Source organism: Paenarthrobacter sp. JL.01a (assembly GCF_025452095.1).
In the GTDB taxonomy this organism is placed as follows: domain Bacteria; phylum Actinomycetota; class Actinomycetes; order Actinomycetales; family Micrococcaceae; genus Arthrobacter.
Genome location: NZ_CP104877.1, coordinates 2,543,924 through 2,567,824, shown reverse-complemented (window position 1 = coordinate 2,567,824; position 23,901 = coordinate 2,543,924). Strand labels below are relative to the sequence as shown.

Genomic DNA, 23,901 nt, shown 5'->3' with positions numbered 1-23,901 from the left:
CCATGACCGACGAATTCTCCGTTGAGAGCGTCTACGCCGAGCTTTTGGGCCGCGCCCCGGAAAACAAGATGGAACCGCGCCTTGCGCCGCTGTTCCGGGCCATGGATGTGCTGGGGGAGCCGAACAAGGCTTTCCCGATCATCCACATCACGGGCACGAACGGAAAAACCTCGACTGCCCGCATGATCGAGGCCGGGTTGCGCGCGCACGGTCTGAGCACGGGCCGCTACACCAGCCCGCACCTGTCCAAGGTGACCGAACGGATCAGCATCAACGGTGAACCCGTTTCTGATGACACCTTCGTGCGGATCTGGGACGAAATCCGGCCGTATCTCGAGATTGTGGACAACGAACTCGTCGCCGATGGCCAGCCCCGGTTAACCTACTTCGAGTGCGTCACCATCCTCGGCTTCGCTATTTTCGCCGACCAGCCAGTTGACGTGGCCGTGATCGAAGTCGGCCTTGGCGGCATCACCGACGCCACCAACGTCGGCGATGGACAGGTATCGGTCATCACACCGATTTCGCTGGACCACACGGACCTCCTGGGTGACACCACCGAAGACATCGCCTACGAGAAAGCCGGAATCATCAAGCCGGGAGGCTTCCTGGTAAGCGCTGCCCAGCCGGTTGACGCCGCACAGGTCCTGCTGGAAAAGGCCCGCGAAGTCGATGTGCCCTTCCGCTTCGAAGGCGTCGAATTCGGTGTCGAATCGCGCAGCGTTGCCGTGGGTGGCCAGGTTGTGACCATCCAAGGACTCGCTGGACGCTACGAAGACCTGCTGCTCCCGCTCCATGGTGCCCACCAGGCCGAGAATGCAGCTGTTGCCGTGGCTGCCTTGGAAGCCTTTTTCGGAGGCGGCGAGAAGGAACTCGACGCCGAGGTGCTTCGCGAGGCCTTCGGCACCGTGACCTCGCCCGGCCGCCTGGAAGTTGTCCGGACCGCGCCGACCATTGTGGTCGACGCAGCCCACAACCCCGACGGCATCAGGGTTTCGGCTGAGGCCATCCAGGAGGCTTTCAGCTTCAGCAAACTGGTGGTGGTGGTAGGCGTCCTGCGTGAAAAGGACGCCGAGGAAATCCTGAAAACACTCAAGGATTCACTGGGGGATCTCGCCGAGGAGTTCTGTTTCACCCAGTCCACCTCGCCACGGGCCGTTCCTGCCGCCGAACTGGCGGAGCTCGCCGTCGACCTCGGTTTCGGTGAGGAAAACGTGCACATCGCCGAGAAGCTCGATGACGCCATTGAGTGGGCCGTTGAACGTTCCGAATCGAACGACGACCTCGCAGGCGGAGTTTTGGTGACCGGTTCCATCACGGTGGTAGCGGAGGCCCGGATCCTGCTGGGAAAGGCGGGTGCCTAGCATGGCGAAAATGACCAAGGCACAGCGGGAATGGCGCCCCGGCATGCCGAAAAAGCGCCGCTCCACCAAAGTGATGTTCGCATCCACGGTGCTGCTGCTCGAAGCCTTCGTTGCGTTCTTCGGCACGCTGGCCGTGTTCGGGCTCAAGCGCGGCGAGGTCGATCCCGGCATCATCCTGGGTGTGGGCATTGCGTTGAGCGTGGTGCTGGTTCTTGCCTGCGCTGTGTTGTCCAAGCCGTGGGGCGTCGGCCTGGGGTGGGTGCTGCAGATCGTGCTCATTCTGACCGGCCTGGCAGAGCCCATGATGTTCATCGTGGGTGTCCTGTTCGCGATCTGCTGGTGGTACGGGATCCGCGCCGGCATGAGGATTGACCGCGAGGTGGCCCAGCGCGACCGCGAGCAGGCCGAATGGGACGCGGCGCACAGTGACGAAGCCGGCCCTCAAACCCCGTAAACTGGCTGGGAAACCACCTAATACATCACATTGGAGCAACTGTGAGCATTGAACGGACCCTTGTCCTGGTCAAGCCCGACGGCGTCGCCCGCAACCTGGGCGGCAGCATCCTGGCCCGCATCGAAGCCAAGGGCTACACCCTGGCCGAATTGAAGAAGGTCAACGCCACCCGCGAGCTGCTGGAGCAGCACTACGAGGAACACGTGGGCAAGCCCTTCTACGAGCCGCTGGTTGAATTCATGCTGAGCGGCCCGGTCATCGCTGCGGTTTTCGAAGGCCACCGCGTCATTGAAGGCTTCCGCTCCCTCGCCGGGACGACAGACCCGACGACGGCGGCCCCCGGAACCATCCGCGGTGACTTCGGCCGCGACTGGGGCCTGGCAGTCCAGCAGAACCTGGTCCACGGCTCCGACTCCGTTGATTCGGCAGAGCGCGAGATCAAGATCTGGTTCAACTGATCCAGCCATAGATAGCCGAAAGGTCCCGTGTTCGTTTGAACACGGGACCTTTCCTTTGGCGGCGTGGTTTTAGTAGCCCGAGGTTCCCGCGAAGACGTGGAGGAAAGCAAAGAAGATGGTGGCGATGACTGCGACGTACAGCAGCGCCACGATGATCCACCCGGAGTCACCGAGCAACTTGGCCAGTGCGGGCGGTGCCTTAATGACTCCGTGGGTGATGTTGCGGATGGTCACCCAGACGAACATGGGAATCATGACAGCCCATACCACCATGCAGAACGGGCAGAGCACGTTGATGACGTACAGGGCTTGCGACCACAGCCAGACAACGAAGGCGAAGCCCAGTGTCACGCCCGCCTGGAGCCCCAGCCAGTAGCCGCGTGAAAAGCGGGCCCCGGAGAGCAAGCCCACGGCGGTGGTGATGATGACCGCGAAGGCAACAATGCCGATAAACATATTGGGGAACCCGAAGAGCGAACTCTGCCACGTCTTCATCACGGTTCCGCAGGAAACCCACGGGTTCACATCGCACGCAGTGATGTGGTTGGGGTCCTGGAGCACCTGGAGTTTCTCCAGGACCAAGGCGCCGGACGCCAGCCATCCGATGACCCCGGTCACCAGCAGGAGCCAGGCGAAAGGCTTGTCGCGTACGGTCCTCGGCAACGTTTCCTGGTGGGTGGACGGTTGCTCCTCGGCGGTGGAGGCTTTCTTGGCCAGGTTCTCCCTGGCGGTGCTCGGCATCGCGGATCTGATCCTTTTCGACAGTGTGCCCGGCGGCCCGGGAAGTGCTCTTGGGAGGATTGTAACGCCGGAGGCTGGGCGTAGCGCCCAGCTTTTCCTCGACCAGCTTTGGCCGCCCGGTGCGACACAGCGCCCTATCGGGCAAAGTCGTACGGGTGTGAGAGAATGAAAACGGCTGGAAGCCGACCCACATTCGGATTCCGGTCCGGTGACTTGTTCCCAAGACCGCCAGCATGAGCTGGGCATGCAAGGATCACGTCGATCCTCGGTACGCCCGCCATGACAATGGACGGCACCTGGTTGTGGCAGCAGAACAACGGGTTTCAGAGCTGAGCCGCCGGTCTTCCAGGACTGCCGCACCCCAAGGATGGTGCGAACCGGAAGGCATACTATCGACTTCTGTCAACGCCTGCGGGTTTTGACAATATGTGCCCCACTGGGCGCCGGATGTGGCGGCGTCGCTGGGGCAGGAGTGTTGCCATATATGGATAATGACCAGGTTGTAGCCGTTAATGATGAGGCAGCCCCCGCGGAAACCGCGGAAGCGCCCAAGAAAACCACCAGGACCCGGCGCAAGGCTGCGCCGAAGGCAGTCGAAGAAGCAGGGACGCCCGTAGCTGAGGCTCCCGCTGCGGAAGAGGCAGCTGAAGCGACTGAGAAGCCGGTACGCCGGACCCGCGCCCGCAAAAAGGTTGAACCGGCCGAGCCGCTGCCCGGACTCGGTGACGACTCCGCCGTCGAGCAGGAAGCCACTGCCGAAAGCCAGCCCGATGCAATCGTGGAAGCTGCCCCCGAAAAGCCGGTCCGCCGTCGTCGTGCTGCCAAGCCGAAGGTAGAAGCGGAAGAGGCCCCGGTTGCGGCGGAAGTGGTCGAAGAACCTGCCGCGGAAACCACGACGCCGGATGCCGGCTCCCAGCCGGAGTCGCCTGTCGCTGAGGAAGAAGCTGTCGAGGACGCCACGCCCGCTGAAGAAGCCGCCCCTGCTGCGACGTCACTGTTCATGGAGCCCGTTTCCATCACCTCCATGATTTTCCAGGCCCCTGACCTCACCACCGTTCCGCGTGCCGCGACAGCGGAAGAGAAGGACGACGAGGCTGAAGACGACGCCGAAACCGGCGCTGAAGGCGAACTGGACGAAGGTGGCAACCGTCGTCGCCGCCGGAGCCGTGGCCGCCGTGGCCGCCGCGGGACCGAGCGCGAGAATGACAGCGAAGACAGCAGCGACTCCGGGGACGAAGAGGCTCCGGCAGCTGAAGCCCTCGAAGAGGGCGTCACGTCGCGTCGTCGTCGTCGGCGCCGCCGCGGGGATCAGGACCTTGAACTGACCGGCGGCTCGGACGACGACCCGCCCAACACGGTCACCCGTGTCCGCGCACCGCGCCCCATCACGGAAACTGCCCCCTCCAACCGGGTAGCCAGCGTCAAGGGCTCCACGCGGCTTGAGGCGAAGAAGCAGCGTCGCCGCGAGTCCCGCGAGACCGGACGCCGCCGCCAGGTGATCACGGAAGCGGAGTTCCTGGCGCGCCGCGAGTCGGTGGACCGGCAGATGATCGTCCGCCAGCGCGACGACAGAATCCAGATCGGTGTCCTTGAGGACGGCGTGCTGGCTGAGCACTTTGTGTCCAAGACGCAGCAGGACTCCCTGATCGGCAACGTGTACCTGGGCAAGGTCCAGAACGTTCTTCCGTCCATGGAAGCTGCCTTCGTGGACATCGGTCGCGGCCGCAACGCGGTCCTCTACGCCGGCGAAGTGAACTGGGACGCGGTCAACCTCGAAGGCCAGCCGCGCCGGATCGAGAACGCGCTGAAGTCCGGCGACTCCGTCCTGGTCCAGGTCACCAAGGATCCCGTGGGCCACAAGGGTGCCCGCCTCACAAGCCAGATTTCCCTCCCGGGCCGCTACTTGGTGTACGTGCCCGGTGGGTCCATGACCGGCATCTCCCGCAAGCTGCCCGACGTCGAACGCAACCGCCTCAAGCGCATCCTCAAGGACCGACTGCCGGAAAACGCCGGCGTCATTGTCCGCACCGCCGCTGAAGGTGCCTCGGAAGAAGAACTGACCCACGACATCAACCGGCTCCGCGCGCAGTGGGAAGGTATCGAAGGGCAGGCTTCCTCCACCAAGGTGCTGGCGCCGGAGCTGCTCTACGGCGAACCGGACCTTACCATCAAGGTGGTCCGCGACGTCTTCAACGAGGACTTCTCCAAGCTGATCGTCTCCGGTGACGACGCCTGGGACACCATCGAGGCCTACGTCACCTACGTTGCTCCCGACCTGGTGGGCCGGCTCGAAAAGTGGACCAAGGACCAGGACATCTTCTCCGCTTGGCGCATCGACGAGCAGATCCACAAGGCACTCGAACGCAAGGTCTTCCTGCCCTCCGGTGGTTCGCTGGTCATCGACCGCACCGAGGCCATGACCGTGGTGGACGTCAACACCGGTAAATTCACCGGCAGCGGCGGCAACCTGGAAGAGACAGTCACCAAGAACAACCTTGAAGCTGCCGAGGAAGTAGTCCGTCAACTTCGCCTGCGTGACATCGGCGGCATCATTGTCATCGACTTCATCGACATGGTCCTGGAATCCAACCGCGACCTTGTGCTGCGCCGCCTGGTTGAATGCCTGGGCCGCGACCGTACCAAGCACCAGGTTGCCGAAGTGACCTCGCTCGGTTTGGTACAGATGACACGCAAGCGCATGGGTACCGGACTCCTTGAAGTTTTCGGAGAGCAATGCGAGCACTGCGCAGGCCGGGGTGTCGTGACGCACGACGAGCCCGTGGAGCACCGCCGCGCCAACGTTGTGGCCGCCGAGCAACACCGTCCCAACACCGAGGCCCAGCAGCCTGCCGCCCGCACCGAACGCAAGCGCCGCCGCGGCAAGGGCGGAGCGCAGGGCGCTGTCGAGGCACCCGCCCAGGCCCACACGGTACCCGCCGCCCCGGCCGCACCGGTTGCACACCCGGAACCGCAGGATCCTGCGCGCCAGGCGAAAGCTGAAGCGACAAGGGCAGCCTTGGCAACCATCGCGGCGGCCGCGCATGCTGCCCACCTTCACGATGACGAAATCCACAAGGCCGAAGAGCTGGCCCGGGCTGCCGGACAGCACGACGCCGGTGCGGGACCCGTTGGCGCTGTGGCAGTGGACGCTCCGGCGGACCAGGCCGCAGAGGCCCACGAGGCTGCCGTCCGTGAAGCACGCTCCACCCCGGTGCTGCGTTTCGGCGGCGAAGAGGTTGCGTTGCCGTTCGTCGAACACCACGACGAGCCGCAGAGCTCCGAGCCCGCCATGAGCTTGGACCGTTTGGCTGAGGCGTTCTCGCACCTCGGGGCCGCTCCGGCGGCCGAGGAAGAGGGCACCCAGGAAAGTGCAGCGGCTCCGGCCGCCGCAGCCCGGGTTCCCGCGTCAGAGGAAGCTCCTTCGGCTTCGCGTGGCCGCCGGGGCCGCCGGAACCGCAGTGCCAGCAGGGCACAAGGTGCAGCCAACGAGACCAGTGTTGAGCACCACGAGGAAGCTGCTTCGGCTGCCCAGGGTTCAGCCCACGAGTCCAAGGCGCCGGCAGAACCGGTCAGAAAGCCGGCTTCAGAGGGACCCATCATCCTTGGTGTCGGCGTGCCGGCTTCCGAGCTCTGATCGACCCAGCGGTTCCAAGGGCCCTGTAATATCCGCCAAGAGCGGGCATTGCGGGGCCCTTGCCATTACCGGTGCGTTAGGCTGGGGGACTGACACGGGGTGCCAGGCGTTGGGCCGGGCTGAGATCCAGACCCGTTGAACCTGTCCGGTTAGCACCGGCGAAGGGATGTCCTCATGGCTGAGTTGTCGTATTCCTCTGTGTACCCGTTGGTGACTGACCGCAGGCAGACCCCGCGGGTACTGAGCATCGCAGGTTCCGATCCCTCCGGAGGAGCCGGAATCCAGGCAGACCTGAAGAGCATCGCCGCGCACGGCGGCTACGGAATGGCTGCCATCACTGCCCTGACTGCACAGAACACCCAGGGTGTCAGTGCGGTGCACGTACCTCCGGTGGAGTTCCTGCGGCAACAGTTGACCGCGATCAGCAGCGACATCGCCATCGATGCCGTCAAGATCGGGATGCTGGGGGACGCAGAGGTGATCGATGAAGTCCGCAGGTGGCTCGGGGAAGTGCGTCCCGCCGTCGTCGTCCTTGACCCGGTGATGGTAGCCACCAGCGGTGACCGCCTCCTGACGGAGTCGGCAGGGGACGCTCTTCGTTCCCTTCTTCCGTTGGCGGACCTCATCACGCCCAACCTGCCGGAGCTTGCCATCCTGTTGGGCGAGCCTGAGGCGCCCGATTGGGCGTCGGCCCTGGAACAAGGCAAGCGACTGGCCGCAGAGTGCGGCAACACCGTGCTGGTCAAGGGCGGGCACTTGGCGGGATCGGAGTGTCCGGACGCGTTGATCAACACCGGTGGCTTGTTGGAACAGGACATCGTGGAGGTAGCCGGTCCCCGGATTGACACAAAGAACAGCCATGGCACTGGGTGCTCGTTGTCTTCGGCGCTGGCTACGGTCCAGGTACGTACGGGTGACTGGGAAGCTTCGCTGCGAGAGGTGAAACCGTGGCTGCTCCAAGCGCTGAGGGGGTCAGCTGGGTTGGAGGTGGGCGAAGGCAACGGGCCCGTGGACCACTTCCACCACCAGCGCAAGCTCCACACCGGCGGGTTCGCTGCCACGTTGTGGAAAGAGGCCGTCCCTGAACTTGAAAGAATCCATGAGCTGAACTTCATCCAGGAACTGCAGTCCGGGCAGTTGCCTGAGACGGCGTTCAGCTACTACCTGGCACAGGACGCCATCTATTTGAATGGCTATTCCCGCGTGCTGGCCCGGGCAGGTGCCTTGGCGCCGACTGAAGAGGAACAGCTTTTCTGGGCCAAGGGCTCCCAGCAGTGCCTGGAAGTTGAATCCGAACTGCACAGGAACTGGCTGAGCACCCGTGAGGCGTCGGACGTGACCGGGCCGGTGACCAAAGCCTATGTGGACCACCTGCTGGCCGCTTCGACGTCGGGCAGCTACGCAGTGGTCCTGGCCGCGATCCTCCCTTGCTACTGGTTGTACGCGGAGGTGGGGCAAAAGCTCCACGCCGCTTTTGTGGAGGCTGGCGCGTCAGCCGCCCATCCTTACGCGGAGTGGCTGAGGGCGTATGCCGACGAGGCCTTTGCCGCCGCTACCCGCGAGGCCATCACCTTTACCGACGCAGCGGCCGTCGCAGCCTCTGATCGTGAGCGGCTGGACATGCTCGAGGCCTTCCGGCAGTCCTGCCGCTACGAGACCGCGTTCTTCGATGCTCCCCGGCTTTACGCCCTGGGCCATGCGGCAATCGGGTAGCAAGGCCGGTTTGCTCCGCGCGCCGGATCGCGTGAAGCGTTGCCGGACCTGTAGGCTGTATGGGCACGGTGCCGGGAGAGTCCGTTACGACTCGTGACGCAAGTCACGTGGCAGCCTCCGGATCCGGCCTCATTTGCAGCTGAGGGTCAAACTAGCGTAATCTTGATCTTCGGTGCTTACGCCAACACTTGGGTTATGCCCCGTGGAATTGTCCATGGGATGACTCGCGGGCTTCGAACAGGAGTCCACGGCGTTGAGGCACAGCGCGAACCCAGCCTGATTTTTCGGCTCCGGGTTCCGCACGCAAATTTAGTTATAAACGTCGAGAGAAGTGAGTACCCAAGTGGTGTACGCGATTGTCCGCGCAGGCGGCCGCCAAGAAAAAGTTTCCGTTGGAGACTACGTAACGCTGAACCGCGTCCCCGGTGGAGCCGGCAGCACGCTTGAGCTGCCCGCCTTGCTCCTGGTTGACGGCGACAAGGTCACCTCCGCTGCTGCGGAACTGGCCAACGTCAAGGTCACGGCTGAAATCCTCGAAGACCTCCGTGGTCCGAAGATCGTCATCCAGAAGTTCAAGAACAAGACCGGCTACAAGAAGCGTCAGGGTCACCGTCAGGAACTGACCAAGATCAAGATCACCAGCATCGCGTAACTTTCGTTACCGCTGTTCAGATTTTCAGTTTCCCAGAAATTTAGAGGCAGGCATTTCAGATGGCACACAAAAAAGGCGCGAGTTCCACTCGCAACGGTCGTGACTCCAACGCACAGTACCTGGGCGTCAAGCGCTTCGGTGGTCAGGTAGTTTCCGCCGGCGAGATCATCGTCCGCCAGCGTGGAACCCACTTCCACCCCGGTGCAGGCGTTGGCCGCGGTGGCGACGACACCCTGTTCGCCCTGCAGGCCGGTGCGGTTGAGTTTGGTACTCGCCGCGGCCGTCGCGTAGTGAACATCGTTGCTGCTGCAGCTGCAGAGTAACAACAAGTTCTGAACCGGTGGAGCGGGCCAAACGGCCCGCTCCACCGTTCTTTTAACCGCATTACAATCGACTAGGGCGCCCCGGGCGCACTGGTTTTGCAACAGCGCTGGCAACAGCAACAACGCTGGAAACAGCAACTGAGGAGATCCACGTGGCGAGCTTTGTAGACCGGGTAGTACTGCATGTATCCGGCGGAACCGGCGGCCACGGCTGTGTCTCCGTGAAGCGCGAGAAGTTCAAGCCGCTCGGTGGTCCCGACGGAGGCAACGGCGGCAATGGCGGCGACGTCATCCTCCGCGTCTCCGCGCAGACAACCACGTTGCTGGACTACCACCACGCACCCCACCGCCACGCCACCAACGGTGGCCCAGGCATGGGCGACTGGCGCGGTGGCAAGAACGGCGAAACCCTCATTCTTCCCGTGCCTGACGGCACTGTGGTCAAGACCAAGGACGGCGAGGTCCTGGCCGACCTCGTCGGTGAAGGCACCGAGTATGTTGCAGCCGCTGGTGGCCAGGGCGGCCTCGGCAACGCGGCCCTGTCATCGCAGAAGCGCCGGGCCCCTGGTTTCGCGCTGCTCGGCATCGAAGGCGAATCCAGCGACATCGTCCTGGAACTGAAGTCCATTGCCGACATCGCACTCGTCGGTTTCCCGTCCGCCGGCAAGTCGAGCCTGATTGCCGCCATGTCCGCCGCGCGCCCGAAGATTGCGGACTACCCCTTCACCACCCTGATTCCCAACCTCGGCGTGGTGGAAGCGGGCGATGTCCGCTTTACCATCGCCGATGTCCCGGGCCTCATCGAAGGTGCCAGCGAAGGCAAGGGCCTTGGCCACAACTTCCTGCGCCACGTCGAGCGTTGCGCGGCTCTTGTCCACGTCCTTGATTGCGGCACGCTGGAATCGGACCGCGATCCTTTGTCCGACCTCGCCATCATCGAAGCCGAACTTGAGAAGTACGCGGTGGACATGAGTTATGCCGGCGCCGACGGCGAAGTTGTTCCGTTGAACGAGCGCCCCAAGCTGGTCGTTCTCAACAAGGTGGACCTTCCTGACGGCAAGGACATGGCAGAGTTTGTCCGCCCCGACCTCGAAGCACGCGGTTACCGCGTCTTCGAAGTGTCGGCGACCAGCCACGCGGGCCTGCGCCAGCTCGGATTCGCCATGGCTGAGATCGTCAAGGCCGCGCGCGACGCCGTCCGGACCGCTCCGCCGAAGGTGGCTGCGCCGGTCCTGCGGCCGCGTGCCGTCAACGAATCCGGCTTCAAGATCCGCCGTGAGGAAAAGAACCTCGAACCGCTGTTCCGCGTTCTGGGCGAAAAGCCCGTGCGCTGGGTCAAGCAGACCGACTTCACCAACGAGGAAGCCATCGGCTACCTCGCCGACAGGCTCGCGAAGCTTGGCGTTGAGACTGAGCTGTTCAAGGTCGGCGCCAAGCCTGGCGACACCGTGGTCATCGGTGAGGATGATGGCGTCGTCTTCGACTGGGAGCCCACCATGATGGCCGGTGCCGAACTGCTGGCAACGCCGCGAGGCACCGACATCCGTATCGCCGACATCGGCGACCGGCCCACCCGCTCGCAAAAGCGCGAAGAGCAGATCGAGCGCCGCGAAGCCAAGGCTGCCGCACGTGCTGAGCTCGAAGCCGAGCGCAAGGCGGGCATTTGGACTGAATCCGTCAGCGGTCGCCGTGCGCGGACAGTGAGGGAGAGCACCCTGGATTCCGGTGATGACGACTAGGACCGTCGAAGCTCCCGGGGAAGCGGCAGGATTGGAACGCCAAGGGATAGCTGACGCCAAACGGATTGTGGTCAAGGTGGGATCCTCCTCCTTGACCAGCATCAAGGGCGGCATCTCGGAGAAATCCCTGACCCAACTGGTCAATGCCCTCGCCGGTAAGCGAAACGCAGGCACTGAGATCATCCTGGTGTCTTCGGGCGCCATCGCCGCCGGATTGGCACCCTTGGGCCTGGCAAAACGGCCCAAGGACCTCGCCACGCAGCAAGCAGCAGCGAGCGTCGGTCAGGGACTCCTCATGGCGCGCTACACGCAGGCCTTCAACGCCCACGGGGTCACTGTGAGCCAGGTTCTGCTGACAGCCGATGACCTGATGCGCCGAACCCAGCACACCAACGCCTTCCGTGCCTTGGACCGATTGCTGAACCTCGGTGTGGTGCCGGTGGTCAATGAAAATGACACCGTGGCCACCCACGAAATCCGTTTTGGCGACAACGACCGCCTCGCGGCACTCGTGGCGCACCTCGTCCGCGCCGACGCGCTCGTGTTGCTCTCCGACGTCGACGCCGTCTATGACGGTCCTCCCTCCCAGGGTGCCCGTCGCATCCCGCTGGTCCGCGGCCCCCAGGATCTGGAGGACGTGACCATCGGCAAGGCCGGCAAGGCCGGTGTCGGAACCGGTGGCATGATGACTAAAGTCGAGGCCGCCTCCATCGCCGCGGGCTCCGGCATCCACGCATTGGTAACTTCCACGGCCAACGCCGCAGCCGCCCTTGCGGGCGAGGACGTCGGAACCTGGTTCGCGGTGAACGGCAACCGTAAACCTGTCCGCCTTCTGTGGCTGGCCCATCTGGCTACGGTTCACGGCAGGTTGACCCTCGACGACGGCGCCGTGAAGGCCGTGCGCGACCGGCACCGCTCGCTGCTTCCGGCAGGAATCGCGGGGGTCAGCGGTGACTTCGAAGCCGGGGATCCCGTGGAGATGGTGTCACTGGACGGGAGCATCGTGGCCCGTGGCCTGGTGAACTACTCATCCCAGGAGCTTCCCCGCATGCTGGGCCGGACCACGCAGGAGCTTGGCCAGTCCCTGGGGCAGGGCTATGACCGTGAAGTTGTTCATGTTGACGATCTGGTGCTTCTGCAGAGGCCCCGCTCATCTAAACTGGGTGCATGACTGAAGCGCTGACCCCTGACGCCCCCGTGATTTCCGACGTTACCGGTACCACCGGCCACGCACCGGAGAGCCCTGCGGCAGGACGCCTTCCGTTGTCACCGGAAGAGCTTGAGGCTGCCGTCCACGCCATTGCCGACCGTTCACGCAAGGCTGCCCGCCGCCTTGGACAGGCAAACCGTGCGTGGAAGGACCGTGCGCTTCGTGCCATCGGTGCCGCCTTGCTGGAGAACCGTAAGCAAGTACTCGAGGCCAACGCCAAGGATGTCGCCGCGGGCCGCTCCAACGGCACCTCCGCAGCGCTTCTTGACCGCCTCACGCTGACTCCGGAGCGTATTGACGGCCTGGTTGCTGCGTTGGAGAACCTGGCCGGCTTGCCCGATCCCGTGGGCAATGTGGTCAGGGGGCAGACGCTGCCCAACGGCCTTCGCCTTCGCCAGGTCAACGTCCCCATGGGCGTTGTCGCTGCCATCTATGAAGCCCGTCCCAACGTCACGGTCGACATTGCCGGCCTGGCCCTGAAGAGCGGCAATGCGGTGATCCTCCGGGGTGGTTCTGCTGCCGCGAACACGAACGAGGCCTTGGTCCGGATCCTCCGCGACGCGCTGGATTCGGTGGGGCTTCCCGCTGATGCCGTCCAGACAGTCGACCAGTACGGCCGCGAGGGTGCCAACGTCCTGATGCGGGCCCGTGGCCGTGTTGATGTCCTCATTCCCCGGGGCGGACGGGACCTCATCCAGACCGTGGTGAACAACTCTTCGGTTCCCGTCATTGAAACCGGAGAAGGCAACGTCCACATCTTCATCGACGAATCTGCCGGTGAAGAGATGGCCGTGGAGATTCTCCTCAACGCAAAGACCCAGCGTCCCAGTGTTTGCAACACCGTGGAGACGCTGCTGGTGCACTCGGGTTCCACCACGCTGCCGGCGGTTGCGGCCGCCCTGCGGAAAGCCGGAGTGACGCTCCACGTCGACGACCGGATTGCTGCGGCGCTTGGCAACATTGTCGACACCGTTCCCGCTGACGACGACGACTGGGCCACTGAATACATGGACCTTGACCTCGCAGTGGCCATGGTGGACAGCCTGGATGACGCCGTAAAGCACATCCGCAAGTGGACCACCGGACACACTGAAGCAATCTTGACGAACAACCTGGCCAACGCCGAACGGTTCATCGCCGAGATCGACTCCGCTGCCGTGATTGTGAATGCATCGACCCGGTTTACCGACGGCGGCGAACTCGGCCTGGGTGCCGAGGTCGGCATCTCCACGCAAAAGCTTCACGCCCGCGGCCCCATGGGCCTGAGCGAATTGACCACCACAAAGTGGATCGTGCAGGGCGAAGGCCAAGTCCGCGGCTAGCAACGCGGTAACATAGAACAGAAGCCAGGAACGGCGGGGAGTCCCGCCGTCGAAATCCTTTGAGAACCAACTAGGGGAGAAGATGCTGTTTCAGCAGATCGCCACGTCCATTGCCGCCCAGACAGAAGGCGGCCACGAGGAACTCGCCCCGTTGTGGGCCGAGCCGTGGGTCTTCGGCGTCTCCATGTTTGCCCTCCTGCTGGTTCTTATGTTCGTAACCCTGTCCTACACCAACCTGGGCAACCGCCACGAGGCAGTGGAAGAGCACGCTGACCCGCACCGCCAGCACCCGAACAAGCACACCCACGGCCAGGGCCACTAACATTATTGCCGCAACACCTCGCGCGGAGTCGGAGCGCAGGCTTCGGCTGGGCGTGATGGGTGGAACCTTCGATCCCATCCATCACGGCCACCTTGTGGCTGCTAGTGAAGTCGCAGCCAAGTTCGACCTCGACGAAGTCGTTTTCGTGCCTACGGGTCAGCCGTGGCAGAAGTCGCACAAACTGGTCAGCGAACCTGAGCACAGGTACTTGATGACTGTCATCGCCACTGCGTCAAACCCCCGGTTCACCGTCAGCCGTGTCGACGTGGACCGGCCAGGCCCGACGTTCACCATCGACACCTTGCGCGATCTTCGGGCCCAGCGTCCGGATGCGGACCTGTTCTTCATCACGGGCGCGGATGCATTGGCGCAGATCTTGTCCTGGAAAGATGTCGACGAACTCTGGTCCTTGGCCCACTTCGTGGGAGTGACCCGGCCCGGGCACGAGCTGAATGACCTCGGGCGGACTGACGATGTCAGCCTGCTGGAAGTTCCTGCCATGGCGATCTCCTCCACGGATTGCCGTATCCGTGTCGGTGCCGGCAACCCTGTGTGGTACCTGGTGCCGGATGGCGTTGTGCAGTACATCGCCAAGTATGGACTGTATGCGCCGGACGCCGTACCAGGAGAACTGTCACCGGCACTTTCCGGATCAGACGACCAAGCACGTACTGAATGAGTTTCTAATATGAGCAGCCAGGAACAGCGACCTATCCGCAGCAGGCGTGAACTTCGCCGCGCCCGGGAAGAGAACCCTGAGGCCCAGCCGGAGGCCATCGCGCCCCAGCAGGCAGATGCCGCCGTCGGCGCAGAGCGTTCAAATGCCCGGAACCGCCGTGCCGCCGATGCTCCCGTAGATGCATTGGGGGGTGCAGCACAGGAACGCTCGTCCCAGATCCGGGCACGTGACCGTGCAGCCCTGCGGACCATCAAGGAACTCGCCGACAAGGAAGAGCAGCTGTCCGGTGGCGGTCCGCCCACGCGTCGGCAGCTTCGGCTTCAGCAGCTTCAGGCAGAAGTCGCCACGTCAATGAACCCGGTTGTTCCTTTGCCGGGCGCCAAGGGCGAGGCCGCGCTCAAGGATGGCGGCGAGCAGCAAGCCCCTGAAGGGCAGCAAACATCTGAACAGCAGCAGGATGCTGCGCAGCAGCAAGACGCCTCGCAGCCAAAGAAAGCTGCGCCCTCCGACGGTCCCAAGGGACCTGCGGAGTCGGAGATGTCTGTGGAACAGGCGCTGGCCGTCCGCGAACTGATTGCTGCGCAGGTCCAGAACCAGACCTCCAAGCTTGAACATATCGCCGAGCAGGATCCGTTGGCTGTTGATCCTGATGTCCTGGCCCAGCAGATCGCCTTGGCTGAGCGCGCGGCGGTGCTGAACAAGCGCGCTGCAGCAAAGCAGAAGCTTGCCGAGCAGAACCAAGCCGGACCAACCCCAGCCGGGCCAAACCAGGCCGGGCAGGGCAAGGACAAGTCCACATCGGCCGGTCCTTCAACGGCGAACAATTTGGCGATGGTGACTCCGCTGGAGTTCGTCAAGGTCCCCGGCGTCGAACGTCCGGTGATGAAGCGTCCCAGCACGACGTTCGTTCCCGTGGTCACCTCGTCGGGTCCGAAGCTCGATTCCGGTCGGGCTCCGGCCAAGGAACGCGCCCCGCGTGGCCGCGCGGGAGTCCTGGCAAGGGCCGAGGCAGTAGCCAGATCGGCCAGGAACAAGTCCGCGGCAAAGGTTGTCCCCGGTGAAGAATCGCAGAGGCCGCCCGTTTCTGCCAGCACCGCCTACGGCCTGGATCCCTTGGACGCGAACACCGCCGGCCTGGCCAGGGCCCAGCGGAACCGCTTGCTGCAGTACGGCGTCCTGGCACTGGGCCTCGTGGCCCTGATCGTCGGCATCATCATGATTACCAGCGGATAGTTCCGCCCCACACGGCTTACGCCATTTCACGGCCACGCGCCACAACTAGGAGTTCCCTTGTCTGCACACGAACAATCCATCACTCTCGCCCGTCACGCTGCACGTGCTGCAGCCGACAAGCTGGCAGAAGACATCGTCGCCCTGGATGTCAGCGAACGCCTGGCACTGACGGATGTTTTCCTCATCGCCTCCGCTCCCACCGAGCGGCAGGTCAATGCCATTGTGGATGGGATCGAAGAAGAGCTGCTTAAGCAGGACCTTCGCCCGGTCCGCCGTGAAGGCCGTTCGGAGGGCCGGTGGGTCCTCCTTGACTACGCCGACATCGTTATCCACGTACAGCACGCCGAAGACCGCGTGTTTTACGCCCTGGAGCGCCTGTGGAAGGACTGCCCTGTGGTTGACCTTGAGCTCGACGACGCGGTCCAGGCGAAGACCACGGCAGCTGAGGATTCCGAAGCCTAGGAACAGTGCCCATGCCGAATATGCCCGATTTGGAATTTTCGGAAATGCTGTTCTAAGATATTTGAGTTGCTTCGGCGCGGATGGCCCCAAAGGTCAGGCGCCAGGCGGCAAGAATATGGGGCTGTGGCGCAGCTGGTAGCGCACCTGCATGGCATGCAGGGGGTCAGGGGTTCGAGTCCCCTCAGCTCCACCATATTGGTCCAGCGGAAAGCAGGACAAAAAGGAGAGCTACCAATTTGGTAGCTCTCCTTTTTCATGTCCGTCGTTAATCCAAGCGCGCCGACAGGACCATTCCCGTTAGCTCATTGCGGGCTCGTCCTCTTCCGTACGCACGGAGCCCATTGACTCGTGCCGCCGAATTACCCTGCCCAGTGCCACACAGCATAGGGCGGACAGGAACAAAGGGACTGCGAAGAGATAGAAGATGGTAACCGGCGGTATCCCGGCAGCTATCAGATATCCCACCAGAATCGGCGCGACGATCGAGACCAGGCGTCCAACCCCGATCATCCAACCGAACCCTGATGCCCGTGCCTTCGCGGAATATAAAGGGGGCACAATCGTGTAGTAGCCGGCCACGCCTGCGTTGGTGAGCATTCCGACGAGTGTTGCAATGGCCAAGGCCAGGCCTGTGGCGCCGAACGAGCCGGCAAAGGCGATGTAGGCGAAGCCGGCAACCACCAGGCAGAGGGCGTTCAGGAGTCGGCTCTTGACCCAGGTCGAAAGAACGCCGAATCCCAGGGCCCCTACGATGCCGCCAGTGCTGACGAGAATTCCAGCGGTGACGCCGAGCTGGTTGTCACCTGCTGCTTCGGCCATGATTTTGGGAGTCCACGTGTTGGCGAAGTAGAACGCTGCAATGAGGAACGCGTACCCGGTCCACATAAGGAGCGTCTTGCCCAACATTTTGGAACCGAAGACCTCCCTGAAGACATTCTCGGAATTTTCCCGCAAGGAATGGGCAGCTGGAAGCTCTGTCAGCTGCGGGCGGCCCATCCTGCCGAGAATCTTGTTAATCGCCGGGAGCGAGCGGTCGGTACCCTTCTCGGCCAGGTATTCAAGCGATTCGGGCAGGAGGAACCAGCTGGCAACCAACATCGCCACACTGACGACCGCGCCGAAGGCAAATGCTGCCCGCCAGCCGTAGGAGGCAATCAACGACCCGGCGATAACACCGCCGACGGCTCCACCGATCGGGTATCCCGCGGAGAAGATCCCCATGGCCATGCCACGCCGGCGGTCCGAGGAGTATTCGGAAACAAGGACGCTGAGATTGGCAATCATGCCGCCAATGCCCAGTCCGGTGAAAACCCTGAAGGCGATCAGCTGGGGAACATCTGCCGCCGTAACGGACAAGATCATGCCAACGGAAATAATCGACAATGCAACCAGGGTCAGGTTCCTGCGCCCGATCCTGTCCGCCAAGGGCGTCAACAGGATGGAGCCGGCCGACATGCCGAACAGCCCGGCACTGAGGAGGTAGCCCAACTCGATGGGCGGTACTTTCCATTCGGCCGAAAGCGTCGGGGCTGTGAAGGACATGACCAGGACGTCGAAGCCGTCGATCATGATGAGGATAAGGCAGATAGTTACGGTCACTATCTGAAAGCGACTCATGGGTGAGTTCTTGATCTCACTCTTTACGTCCACGGTAAACCTTTCTTGGAGATACTTCGTCGTATCGTGCCGTCCACCGTCGGGGCGTGGAGCGGATAGGGCATCGAGACGGTGCTGATGTCCGGGGTAACAGGGTTCAGGAAACGTCGATCGTCAGGACGGCCGGGAATCCTTGTGTCTTGGAGGGAGGGGGAGAGCTGACGGCGCGGGAAACGCAGCAGCACATCTTTTCGGTCGCATGCTGTTGTCGCTGGCTGTAGAACACGTCACGGTGATCGAGAGTGCCTTGGAGATCCAGGATCCGCACTTCGCACAGCCCGCATTCGCCTTTGCGGCAATCGAACATCATGTCGACGCCTGCTTCTTCGAGTGCCTCGAGCATGGAGCGTCCACGGCCGACGGTGGCTTCGACACCCAGACGCGGGATGTTGACGATGAACTCTTCGGGGTCGTACCACCCCGAGTTGCCAAACGTCTCGTAGCGCAGGTTGGGCAGAGAAAGGCCATGTTCTCCCCACGCGCGGCGCACGGCGTCCATGAGACGGATCGGACCACACATGTAGAGCTCGGTCGTCGCGTCGAGCTCTCCCACCAGGCTGCGGACGTCCAGGCCGTTGCCTTCGTTATCGACATGAAGCCGGAGCCGGTTTCCGTGTGAGTCCCGCAGCTCTTTCAGATACGCCATTGCGGCTTGGCTGCGCCCGACATAAATCACTGTGTAGTCGGCCTTGACGCTGCGAAGCACGGTGGCCATGTTCATGATGGCGGTAATGCCGATACCCCCAGCCAGAAGCACGTATCGCTGCGCCCCGATCCGGAGAGGGAAGTTCTGCAGCGGCTGCGTCATGCGCAGCGTGTCGCCGGCCTGGAGCATATGCATGAACACAGAGCCGCCTCGGGAAGCGGGGGCCTTCAAAACACTGATGACCAGGCGGCCACCATCCTCTGAGCACTCTACGACGGAATAGGAACGCTTCTCCTGCGAGCCGTCAACACTGACCATAACGTCAACGTGGGATCCCGGTTCTGCGGAAATCGGCAGGGATGGCGCGAGTTCAATCCGCCTGATGCCTGCGGCGACATCGACCGCTGCGGTGACTGTCGCGGACTGCCAGACTTCAGTGTTGTTTGCTGCCATTGTCTTTTCTCCTCGAAGCCAGTGTTCTCAGAGCGCGGCGGCGGCCAGTCGGCCCTCGGCGTCGAGCATCCGCTCTATCATCCGGCGCACCCACATTCCTCCAGCGTCGATGTTGAGGCTGTAGAACTCGTAGTCGGGGTTGGCGTCGATGGCTTCCTGCTGTGCGGTCAGCATGGCTTCGTCCTCTGCAAAGACGCCGTCGACTCCGTCGCGCAATTGCGTGGTGATCAGCTGGCTGTCCAGGCAGTAGTTGCGCATGAAGGCCCAGAAGTAGTGGCACGTCTTGTCGGTTTCAGGACTGATCGTGTTCATCACGTAGCCGTTCACGCCTTGGCTGCGGTCGCCGTCAGGGGCACCGGAACCCGCCTTGGCGACGCCGACGTCGATCCGGATTGTCGCTGGTGCCTCGTAGCGGATGATCTGCCACCGGTCGACCCGCCCGGTGAACCCTGGGAACTTGTCCCGCATGTTCTTGAGCCAGAAGGGCGGGGGCTCGATATCGAGCATCCACCGGGTAACGGTGACGGTCCGACCGTCATGGGTGACAACGAAATCCGACTCACTCAATTCCTCCTGGCCGATGCTGGAGGAGTGGACGAATTCCTCATGGGTGAGATCCATCAGGTTATCGAGTACCAGCTGGTAGTTGCACGGAGCGTAGATCAGTTGTCCGTCGCCGGCCCATTCCGGACTGTCCATCTGGTGCATGTCCGGGATGAGGTCAGGGTCCGCTTTTCCGGGATCGCCCAACCAGACCCAAACGAACCGGTACCGTTCGACCACGGGAAAGGAGGGGACAGTGGCGGAGGGATTGATGGTCTCTTGCGCAGGCATGGAAGTACAGCGGCCTGCGGAGTTGTACCGGATGCCGTGGTACGGACACTGGATCTCGTCCCGCCCCACCACCTTCCCCATTGACAAGGGAGCCAGCCGATGCCAGCAAGCATCGGCAAGAGCAACAGCTTTGCCATCCTCGGTGCGATAGAGTGCCAGCGGCCTGTTGGCGATGCGGCGTGCCATGGGTTTACGGGTCACCTCGTGATCCCAAGCGGCGACGTACCAAGCGTTCACAGGATGCCCAAGAACCTTGCTGGTGGTGGAACTGCTGGACTGAAGCACAGTCATCGTTGACCTTTCGCAAAATTTCCAAATGCGCCCAACTATCTATGGCCATAGATGGTGGGGTGCGTCACACACTATCTATAGATATAGTGATTGGCAAGACCTTGAAAGGAACTTCTCATGAGTCTCCGCCACGCCATCCTGGCCTTGCTTTCGGTTGAGCCGATGACCGGATACGACCTCGCCAAACGCTTCGGGTCCTCCGTGGGCTTCGTGTGGCACGCCCCGGATTCCCAGATTTATCCGGAATTGCGCAAGATGGAAAAAGGCGGGCTGCTGACGGCGGAGGAGGTTTCCTGGGGGCCCCGGGGCAAGAAGACGCAATATAGGATCACCGGGGAGGGCAGGGATGTCTTCCGTGAGTGGATGTATTCACCGTTGGAGTACTCGCGTGAGCGGGACCCTGTTCACCTGAAGGCCGCCTACCTTGAATGGGTGGAACCGGAGGCTGCGAGGGACCATATGCGGGCGCATATCGACTATCACGCCATGCGTCGCGACCAGTGGCTGCTCATGATCGGGGAATTGAAGTCCGGCACCAATGAGATGTTGAACAAGCGATTGGCCGTGACTCCCAAGGCCGACCACCAGCGCACCATTGAATACAAGATCTTTACCTATGAAGGCCTGGTCGCTCGAGCCGAGACGGAGATTGAATGGGCGAAGCGAGGGCTCAAGCTCATAGATGACCTGGCGGAACCGGAAAAATCCACACATCCCGGGCAGGAGTAGGGCCGGGCCGGAACGGCTAGCTGACGGGCGCGAGTGCCGGCAGCATGAATTCCCACATGTGTTCTATCCGCATCAGCACGTCCTCGCGCCCGGTGAGCACGTCCGACACCATCTGGACGCCCGTGAAGGACGCCACCAGGTACCGGCTGAAAGCAGCCGGATCCAGATCCGGCCGCACTGTTCCCTCAGCTTTTGCTTCCTCGAGCAGCTGCTGGACCGTACCAATCCAGTCCTCGTACCGGCCCGAGACATCGGCCTGGAATGCCGAGGCTTCGAAGGTCAGTCGGATACCTGCCTGGACGATTGGCTCATCGAGCAATTGCCGTCCGAACATCCTGCAGAGGCTGATGATTTTATCCAGTGCCGGGGTCTCCGAGCCGAGAATGGCCGACCCCGCCGCCAGGACAATGGAGTGCTGTTCCTCGATGACCGCCAATGCGAGATCCCGCTTGGATGAGAAGTGGAAATACAGGGCCCCCTTCGTCACCGCGGCATTCTTGATGATGTCCGAGAGGCTCGCGTTTCCGTAGCCGGTGGCGGCAAAGACGGCGGCGGCGCCCTCAATGACAGCCAGCCGGGTTTCCTTCGCGCGTTGTTGCTGTGGCAAGGGTGGGCCTCTCAACCATAGGGGCGACGGAGGACGGACCGCCGTCGAGACTTCACAACGCTACCACCGTCATCATCGAAAACCGACTGGACGGTTTTGTTTTCCATCGTCTGGATTCTAGACTTCTTACAGCGCATCCAACGGGAGGTTTCCGGGCGGCCGGTTTTGGGGGGAGGTGCGGTGGTTATATCCACGCACCTCGGCCGCGCGGGCCTCCCGGTGGATGGTCGGCCAGCGTGACAGAGGTCACCTTCAGGCGATTTCTCTTCCGCTGGGATTGTGGTTAGTATTGACGAGTTGCTTCGGCCGGAAGGGAAAACTTCCAGCCAAAGTCAGCAAATCCGGGGCTGTGGCGCAGCTGGTAGCGCACCTGCATGGCATGCAGGGGGTCAGGGGTTCGAGTCCCCTCAGCTCCACTCCGGAAAAAAGACCCCGCTCGTAAGAGCGGGGTCTTTTTGCTTCGGTCATCTGGTCGCCTTCGTGGGAACTGCTATGTGAGGGCTTTGGCAAATTCAGCGCCGCTGACGAATTCGATGCCCTGGAACGGCCGGTCGCCCACCACCCGCGCGTTGTGTCCGGGAGGTATGGAGTAGGAGGCGCCCGGGGTAATGCTGATCTTCGCGCCGTCGTTTGTCTCCACTTCCAAGGAACCGGAAACGCAGAATCCAACGTGGCTGAGCTGGCAGGAATCAGTTCCCACAGCCGGCTTGATACAGTCGGCCCACGACCAGCCCGGATCAAAGGTCATGCGGGCGATGGTGTAATCTCCCACAGTGACAAGCTCCACTGCAGTTTTGTCCGCGTGGCGCGTTTCATCGGGGGAGTTGTGGGACTTCACTTCAAGGTTCGTGACAACATTGACACTCATGGCTTCTCGCAAAGGACTGGGAGCCGGATGACATGCAGTCCCGGTGCCCGGCTCCTGGGGTCACCGTGACATATGCCGGCCACCCTCGGAATCAACAGCTGGTTCCCGAGGCAGGTCAGGTGTTTGCGTGATGCACGCTTAAGCTTCCTCCGAAGCACCCATAAAGTCGATACGCCGGCTCCGCCCGGTGACCAAATAAGAAAGCGGGAACCTCAAAGTGACGGAGCTGGATCTGGAGACCGTCTTTGGCGCATTGAGCAGGTTTCCAGATGTTGAAGCTGACAACCTGCAGGCTTTCGACGCCACTGACAGGCTTCTGCTGGAAACCGCCGCGGATTTCAGCTCTTCCGATACCAGGATCGTCGTCATCGGCGACCGTTACGGTGCCTTGACGTTGGGTGCCCGGCTGAGGCTCGGCGTCGACCATGTCCGCGTCCACCAGGACCTCTTCACGGGGAGGCTGGCGCTGAAGCGCAACGCAGATGGGACCGGGGCGGCAGGACACTACAGCTCTCATGAGCTCGGAAAAGAGCTTTTGGAGGGTGCGGACCTGGTGCTCCTGCAGTTGCCAAAGTTCTTGGCTGAGTTGGAGGGAATCGCCGACGCCGTTGCCCGGTTTGCTGCCCCCGGTGCGGTCCTGCTGGCCGGCGGCCGCGTCAAGCACATGTCCGTAGGCATGAACAGCGTGCTGGCGAAGTACTTTTCGACGGTCCAACCCCAGCTGGCCCGGCAGAAGTCCCGGGTGTTGGTGGCGAGGGATTCGATTCCGGTGCTGGCGCAGCCGCCCTTCCCCGTAGTCGAGGCCTTGCCTGAACTGGGCATCACCGTGAGCGCCCACGGTGCTGTTTTTTCCGGGGCGCGGCTGGACATCGGAACCCGCTTCCTACTGACGTTCCTTGACCGCATGCCCCAGGCGCGGCGCATCGTGGATCTGGGGTGCGGTACAGGCATTCTCGCCACTATGGTGGCGAGGCGGCAGGTGCAGGCTGAAGTCATCGCCACCGACCAGTCAGCAGCGGCTGTCGCCTCGGCCCGCGGGACCGCGCTAGAGAATGGCCTCGCGGAACGCATCACAGTCCTCCACGATGATGCAATGTCCTCGCTCCCGCCCGGCAGCGCAGACCTCATCCTCTTGAACCCGCCGTTCCATTTGGGTGCCAGCGTGCACGCAGGTGCTGCGCACAAGATGTTTGAGGCGGCCGCCCGCGTGCTGGCGCCGGGAGGGGAGCTGTGGACGGTGTATAACAGCCACTTGCAATACCGGTCCACGCTCGAACGGGTTATTGGAGCCACTGTGGAAGAAGGCCGGAACCCGAAATTCACGGTGACGCGCAGCCGGAAGTCTTGAAATACCAGCCGTGCCGCGCCGCAGGGGCGTGGTCACATACAATTCAGTGTCATCGTTACCAAGCCCTGACATCGGTGCCAGCGTGTGCTCGTATCCGTGGGACCAGTGGTGCCGTACGATGCAGACACAGATCAAATTCGACGAAGATTTTCCGAATGACTAG

22 protein-coding genes, 2 tRNA genes and 1 riboswitch are annotated in these 23,901 nt (G+C 62.7%); of the genes, 18 read left to right on the top strand and 6 right to left on the bottom strand.

Features of this window, described 5'->3' with window-relative positions; translation table 11 throughout:
• Positions 1-2 precede the first annotated feature (2 nt).
• Genes N5P29_RS12075 through ndk form a run of 3 tightly spaced genes read left to right on the top strand, consistent with a single transcriptional unit; the run spans position 3 to position 2,276 of the window.
• The gene (locus tag N5P29_RS12075; RefSeq protein WP_262275193.1) at positions 3-1,364 is read left to right on the top strand and encodes a bifunctional folylpolyglutamate synthase/dihydrofolate synthase; all 1,362 of its coding nucleotides are present in this window, start codon (positions 3-5) and stop codon (positions 1,362-1,364) included.
• Position 1,365: 1 nt separating this feature from the next.
• Positions 1,366-1,818: a DUF4233 domain-containing protein gene (locus N5P29_RS12070; protein WP_262275192.1), complete on the top strand. Its 453-nt coding sequence runs from the start codon at positions 1,366-1,368 to the stop codon at positions 1,816-1,818.
• 41 nt (positions 1,819-1,859) lie between these two features.
• Complete coding sequence (ndk, locus tag N5P29_RS12065) at positions 1,860-2,276, top strand: nucleoside-diphosphate kinase (protein ID WP_144659015.1); 417 nt, start codon at positions 1,860-1,862, stop codon at positions 2,274-2,276.
• Positions 2,277-2,345: 69 nt separating this feature from the next.
• On the opposite strand, the gene N5P29_RS12060 is transcribed toward ndk, so the two are convergent.
• Positions 2,346-3,017: a vitamin K epoxide reductase family protein gene (locus N5P29_RS12060; RefSeq protein ID WP_262275191.1), complete on the bottom strand. Its 672-nt coding sequence runs from the start codon at positions 3,015-3,017 to the stop codon at positions 2,346-2,348.
• A gap of 484 nt (positions 3,018-3,501) precedes the next feature.
• Here N5P29_RS12060 and N5P29_RS12055 point away from each other — a divergent pair, with 484 nt between their 5' ends.
• The 12 genes from N5P29_RS12055 (at position 3,502) to N5P29_RS12000 (ending at position 16,499) form a co-directional block, all read left to right on the top strand.
• Positions 3,502-6,651 (top strand): Rne/Rng family ribonuclease, encoded by a 3,150-nt coding sequence (locus N5P29_RS12055; protein ID WP_262275190.1) that lies wholly within the window; start codon positions 3,502-3,504, stop codon positions 6,649-6,651.
• Between the two features lie 85 nt (positions 6,652-6,736).
• Positions 6,737-6,835: riboswitch (TPP riboswitch) on the top strand.
• Positions 6,826-8,364 (top strand): bifunctional hydroxymethylpyrimidine kinase/phosphomethylpyrimidine kinase, encoded by a 1,539-nt coding sequence (thiD, locus tag N5P29_RS12050; RefSeq protein ID WP_262275189.1) that lies wholly within the window; start codon positions 6,826-6,828, stop codon positions 8,362-8,364. (Overlaps the previous riboswitch by 10 nt.)
• 343 nt (positions 8,365-8,707) lie before the next feature.
• Positions 8,708-9,016: a 50S ribosomal protein L21 gene (gene rplU / locus N5P29_RS12045; protein ID WP_144659108.1), complete on the top strand. Its 309-nt coding sequence runs from the start codon at positions 8,708-8,710 to the stop codon at positions 9,014-9,016.
• Between the two features lie 59 nt (positions 9,017-9,075).
• Positions 9,076-9,339, top strand: coding sequence for a 50S ribosomal protein L27 (gene rpmA / locus N5P29_RS12040; RefSeq protein ID WP_003803426.1), 264 nt, complete (start codon positions 9,076-9,078; stop codon positions 9,337-9,339).
• 152 nt (positions 9,340-9,491) lie between these two features.
• A complete protein-coding gene (gene obgE, locus N5P29_RS12035; protein ID WP_262275188.1) occupies positions 9,492-11,078 on the top strand; it encodes a GTPase ObgE in 1,587 nt (528 codons plus the stop codon).
• Positions 11,068-12,249: a glutamate 5-kinase gene (proB, locus tag N5P29_RS12030; RefSeq protein ID WP_262275187.1), complete on the top strand. Its 1,182-nt coding sequence runs from the start codon at positions 11,068-11,070 to the stop codon at positions 12,247-12,249. Before obgE ends, proB begins: the two co-directional genes overlap by 11 nt.
• The gene (locus N5P29_RS12025; protein ID WP_262275186.1) at positions 12,246-13,610 is read left to right on the top strand and encodes a glutamate-5-semialdehyde dehydrogenase; all 1,365 of its coding nucleotides are present in this window, start codon (positions 12,246-12,248) and stop codon (positions 13,608-13,610) included. Before proB ends, N5P29_RS12025 begins: the two co-directional genes overlap by 4 nt.
• Positions 13,611-13,692: 82 nt before the next feature.
• Entirely contained in the window at positions 13,693-13,932 is a 240-nt protein-coding gene (locus tag N5P29_RS12020) for a hypothetical protein (protein WP_262275185.1), read from the top strand.
• 55 nt (positions 13,933-13,987) lie between these two features.
• Positions 13,988-14,611, top strand: coding sequence for a nicotinate-nucleotide adenylyltransferase (gene nadD / locus N5P29_RS12015; RefSeq protein WP_018777813.1), 624 nt, complete (start codon positions 13,988-13,990; stop codon positions 14,609-14,611).
• Between the two features lie 9 nt (positions 14,612-14,620).
• Positions 14,621-15,844, top strand: coding sequence for a hypothetical protein (locus tag N5P29_RS12010; protein WP_262275184.1), 1,224 nt, complete (start codon positions 14,621-14,623; stop codon positions 15,842-15,844).
• A 57-nt stretch (positions 15,845-15,901) separates the two neighbouring features.
• Positions 15,902-16,306 carry a ribosome silencing factor gene (gene rsfS, locus N5P29_RS12005; RefSeq protein ID WP_262275183.1) on the top strand — a complete coding sequence of 135 codons (405 nt, stop codon included), beginning with the start codon at positions 15,902-15,904 and terminating at the stop codon, positions 16,304-16,306.
• A gap of 117 nt (positions 16,307-16,423) precedes the next feature.
• Positions 16,424-16,499, top strand: a tRNA-Ala gene (locus tag N5P29_RS12000).
• A 104-nt stretch (positions 16,500-16,603) separates the two neighbouring features.
• On the opposite strand, the gene N5P29_RS11995 is transcribed toward N5P29_RS12000, so the two are convergent.
• From N5P29_RS11995 to N5P29_RS11985, 3 genes are all read right to left on the bottom strand, one after another.
• On the bottom strand, positions 16,604-17,923 hold the full coding sequence (locus tag N5P29_RS11995; RefSeq protein ID WP_262275182.1) for an MFS transporter: 1,320 nt from the start codon (positions 17,921-17,923) through the stop codon (positions 16,604-16,606).
• A gap of 136 nt (positions 17,924-18,059) precedes the next feature.
• A complete protein-coding gene (locus tag N5P29_RS11990) occupies positions 18,060-19,061 on the bottom strand; it encodes a PDR/VanB family oxidoreductase (RefSeq protein ID WP_262275181.1) in 1,002 nt (333 codons plus the stop codon).
• Positions 19,062-19,088: 27 nt separating this feature from the next.
• Positions 19,089-20,186: an aromatic ring-hydroxylating oxygenase subunit alpha gene (locus N5P29_RS11985; protein WP_262275180.1), complete on the bottom strand. Its 1,098-nt coding sequence runs from the start codon at positions 20,184-20,186 to the stop codon at positions 19,089-19,091.
• 117 nt (positions 20,187-20,303) lie between these two features.
• Here N5P29_RS11985 and N5P29_RS11980 point away from each other — a divergent pair, with 117 nt between their 5' ends.
• Positions 20,304-20,915: a PadR family transcriptional regulator gene (locus N5P29_RS11980; protein ID WP_262275179.1), complete on the top strand. Its 612-nt coding sequence runs from the start codon at positions 20,304-20,306 to the stop codon at positions 20,913-20,915.
• Positions 20,916-20,931: 16 nt separating this feature from the next.
• Here N5P29_RS11980 and N5P29_RS11975 read toward each other — a convergent pair whose 3' ends face one another.
• A complete protein-coding gene (locus N5P29_RS11975) occupies positions 20,932-21,522 on the bottom strand; it encodes a ScbR family autoregulator-binding transcription factor (protein WP_262275178.1) in 591 nt (196 codons plus the stop codon).
• Positions 21,523-21,865: 343 nt separating this feature from the next.
• Here N5P29_RS11975 and N5P29_RS11970 point away from each other — a divergent pair.
• Positions 21,866-21,938: transfer RNA gene (locus tag N5P29_RS11970), tRNA-Ala, on the top strand.
• A 74-nt stretch (positions 21,939-22,012) separates the two neighbouring features.
• On the opposite strand, the gene N5P29_RS11965 is transcribed toward N5P29_RS11970, so the two are convergent.
• Positions 22,013-22,390 (bottom strand): cupin domain-containing protein, encoded by a 378-nt coding sequence (locus N5P29_RS11965; RefSeq protein WP_262275177.1) that lies wholly within the window; start codon positions 22,388-22,390, stop codon positions 22,013-22,015.
• Between the two features lie 217 nt (positions 22,391-22,607).
• On the opposite strand from N5P29_RS11965, the gene N5P29_RS11960 reads away from it, so the two are divergent.
• On the top strand, positions 22,608-23,738 hold the full coding sequence (locus N5P29_RS11960) for a class I SAM-dependent methyltransferase (protein WP_262275176.1): 1,131 nt from the start codon (positions 22,608-22,610) through the stop codon (positions 23,736-23,738).
• Positions 23,739-23,901 lie beyond the last annotated feature (163 nt).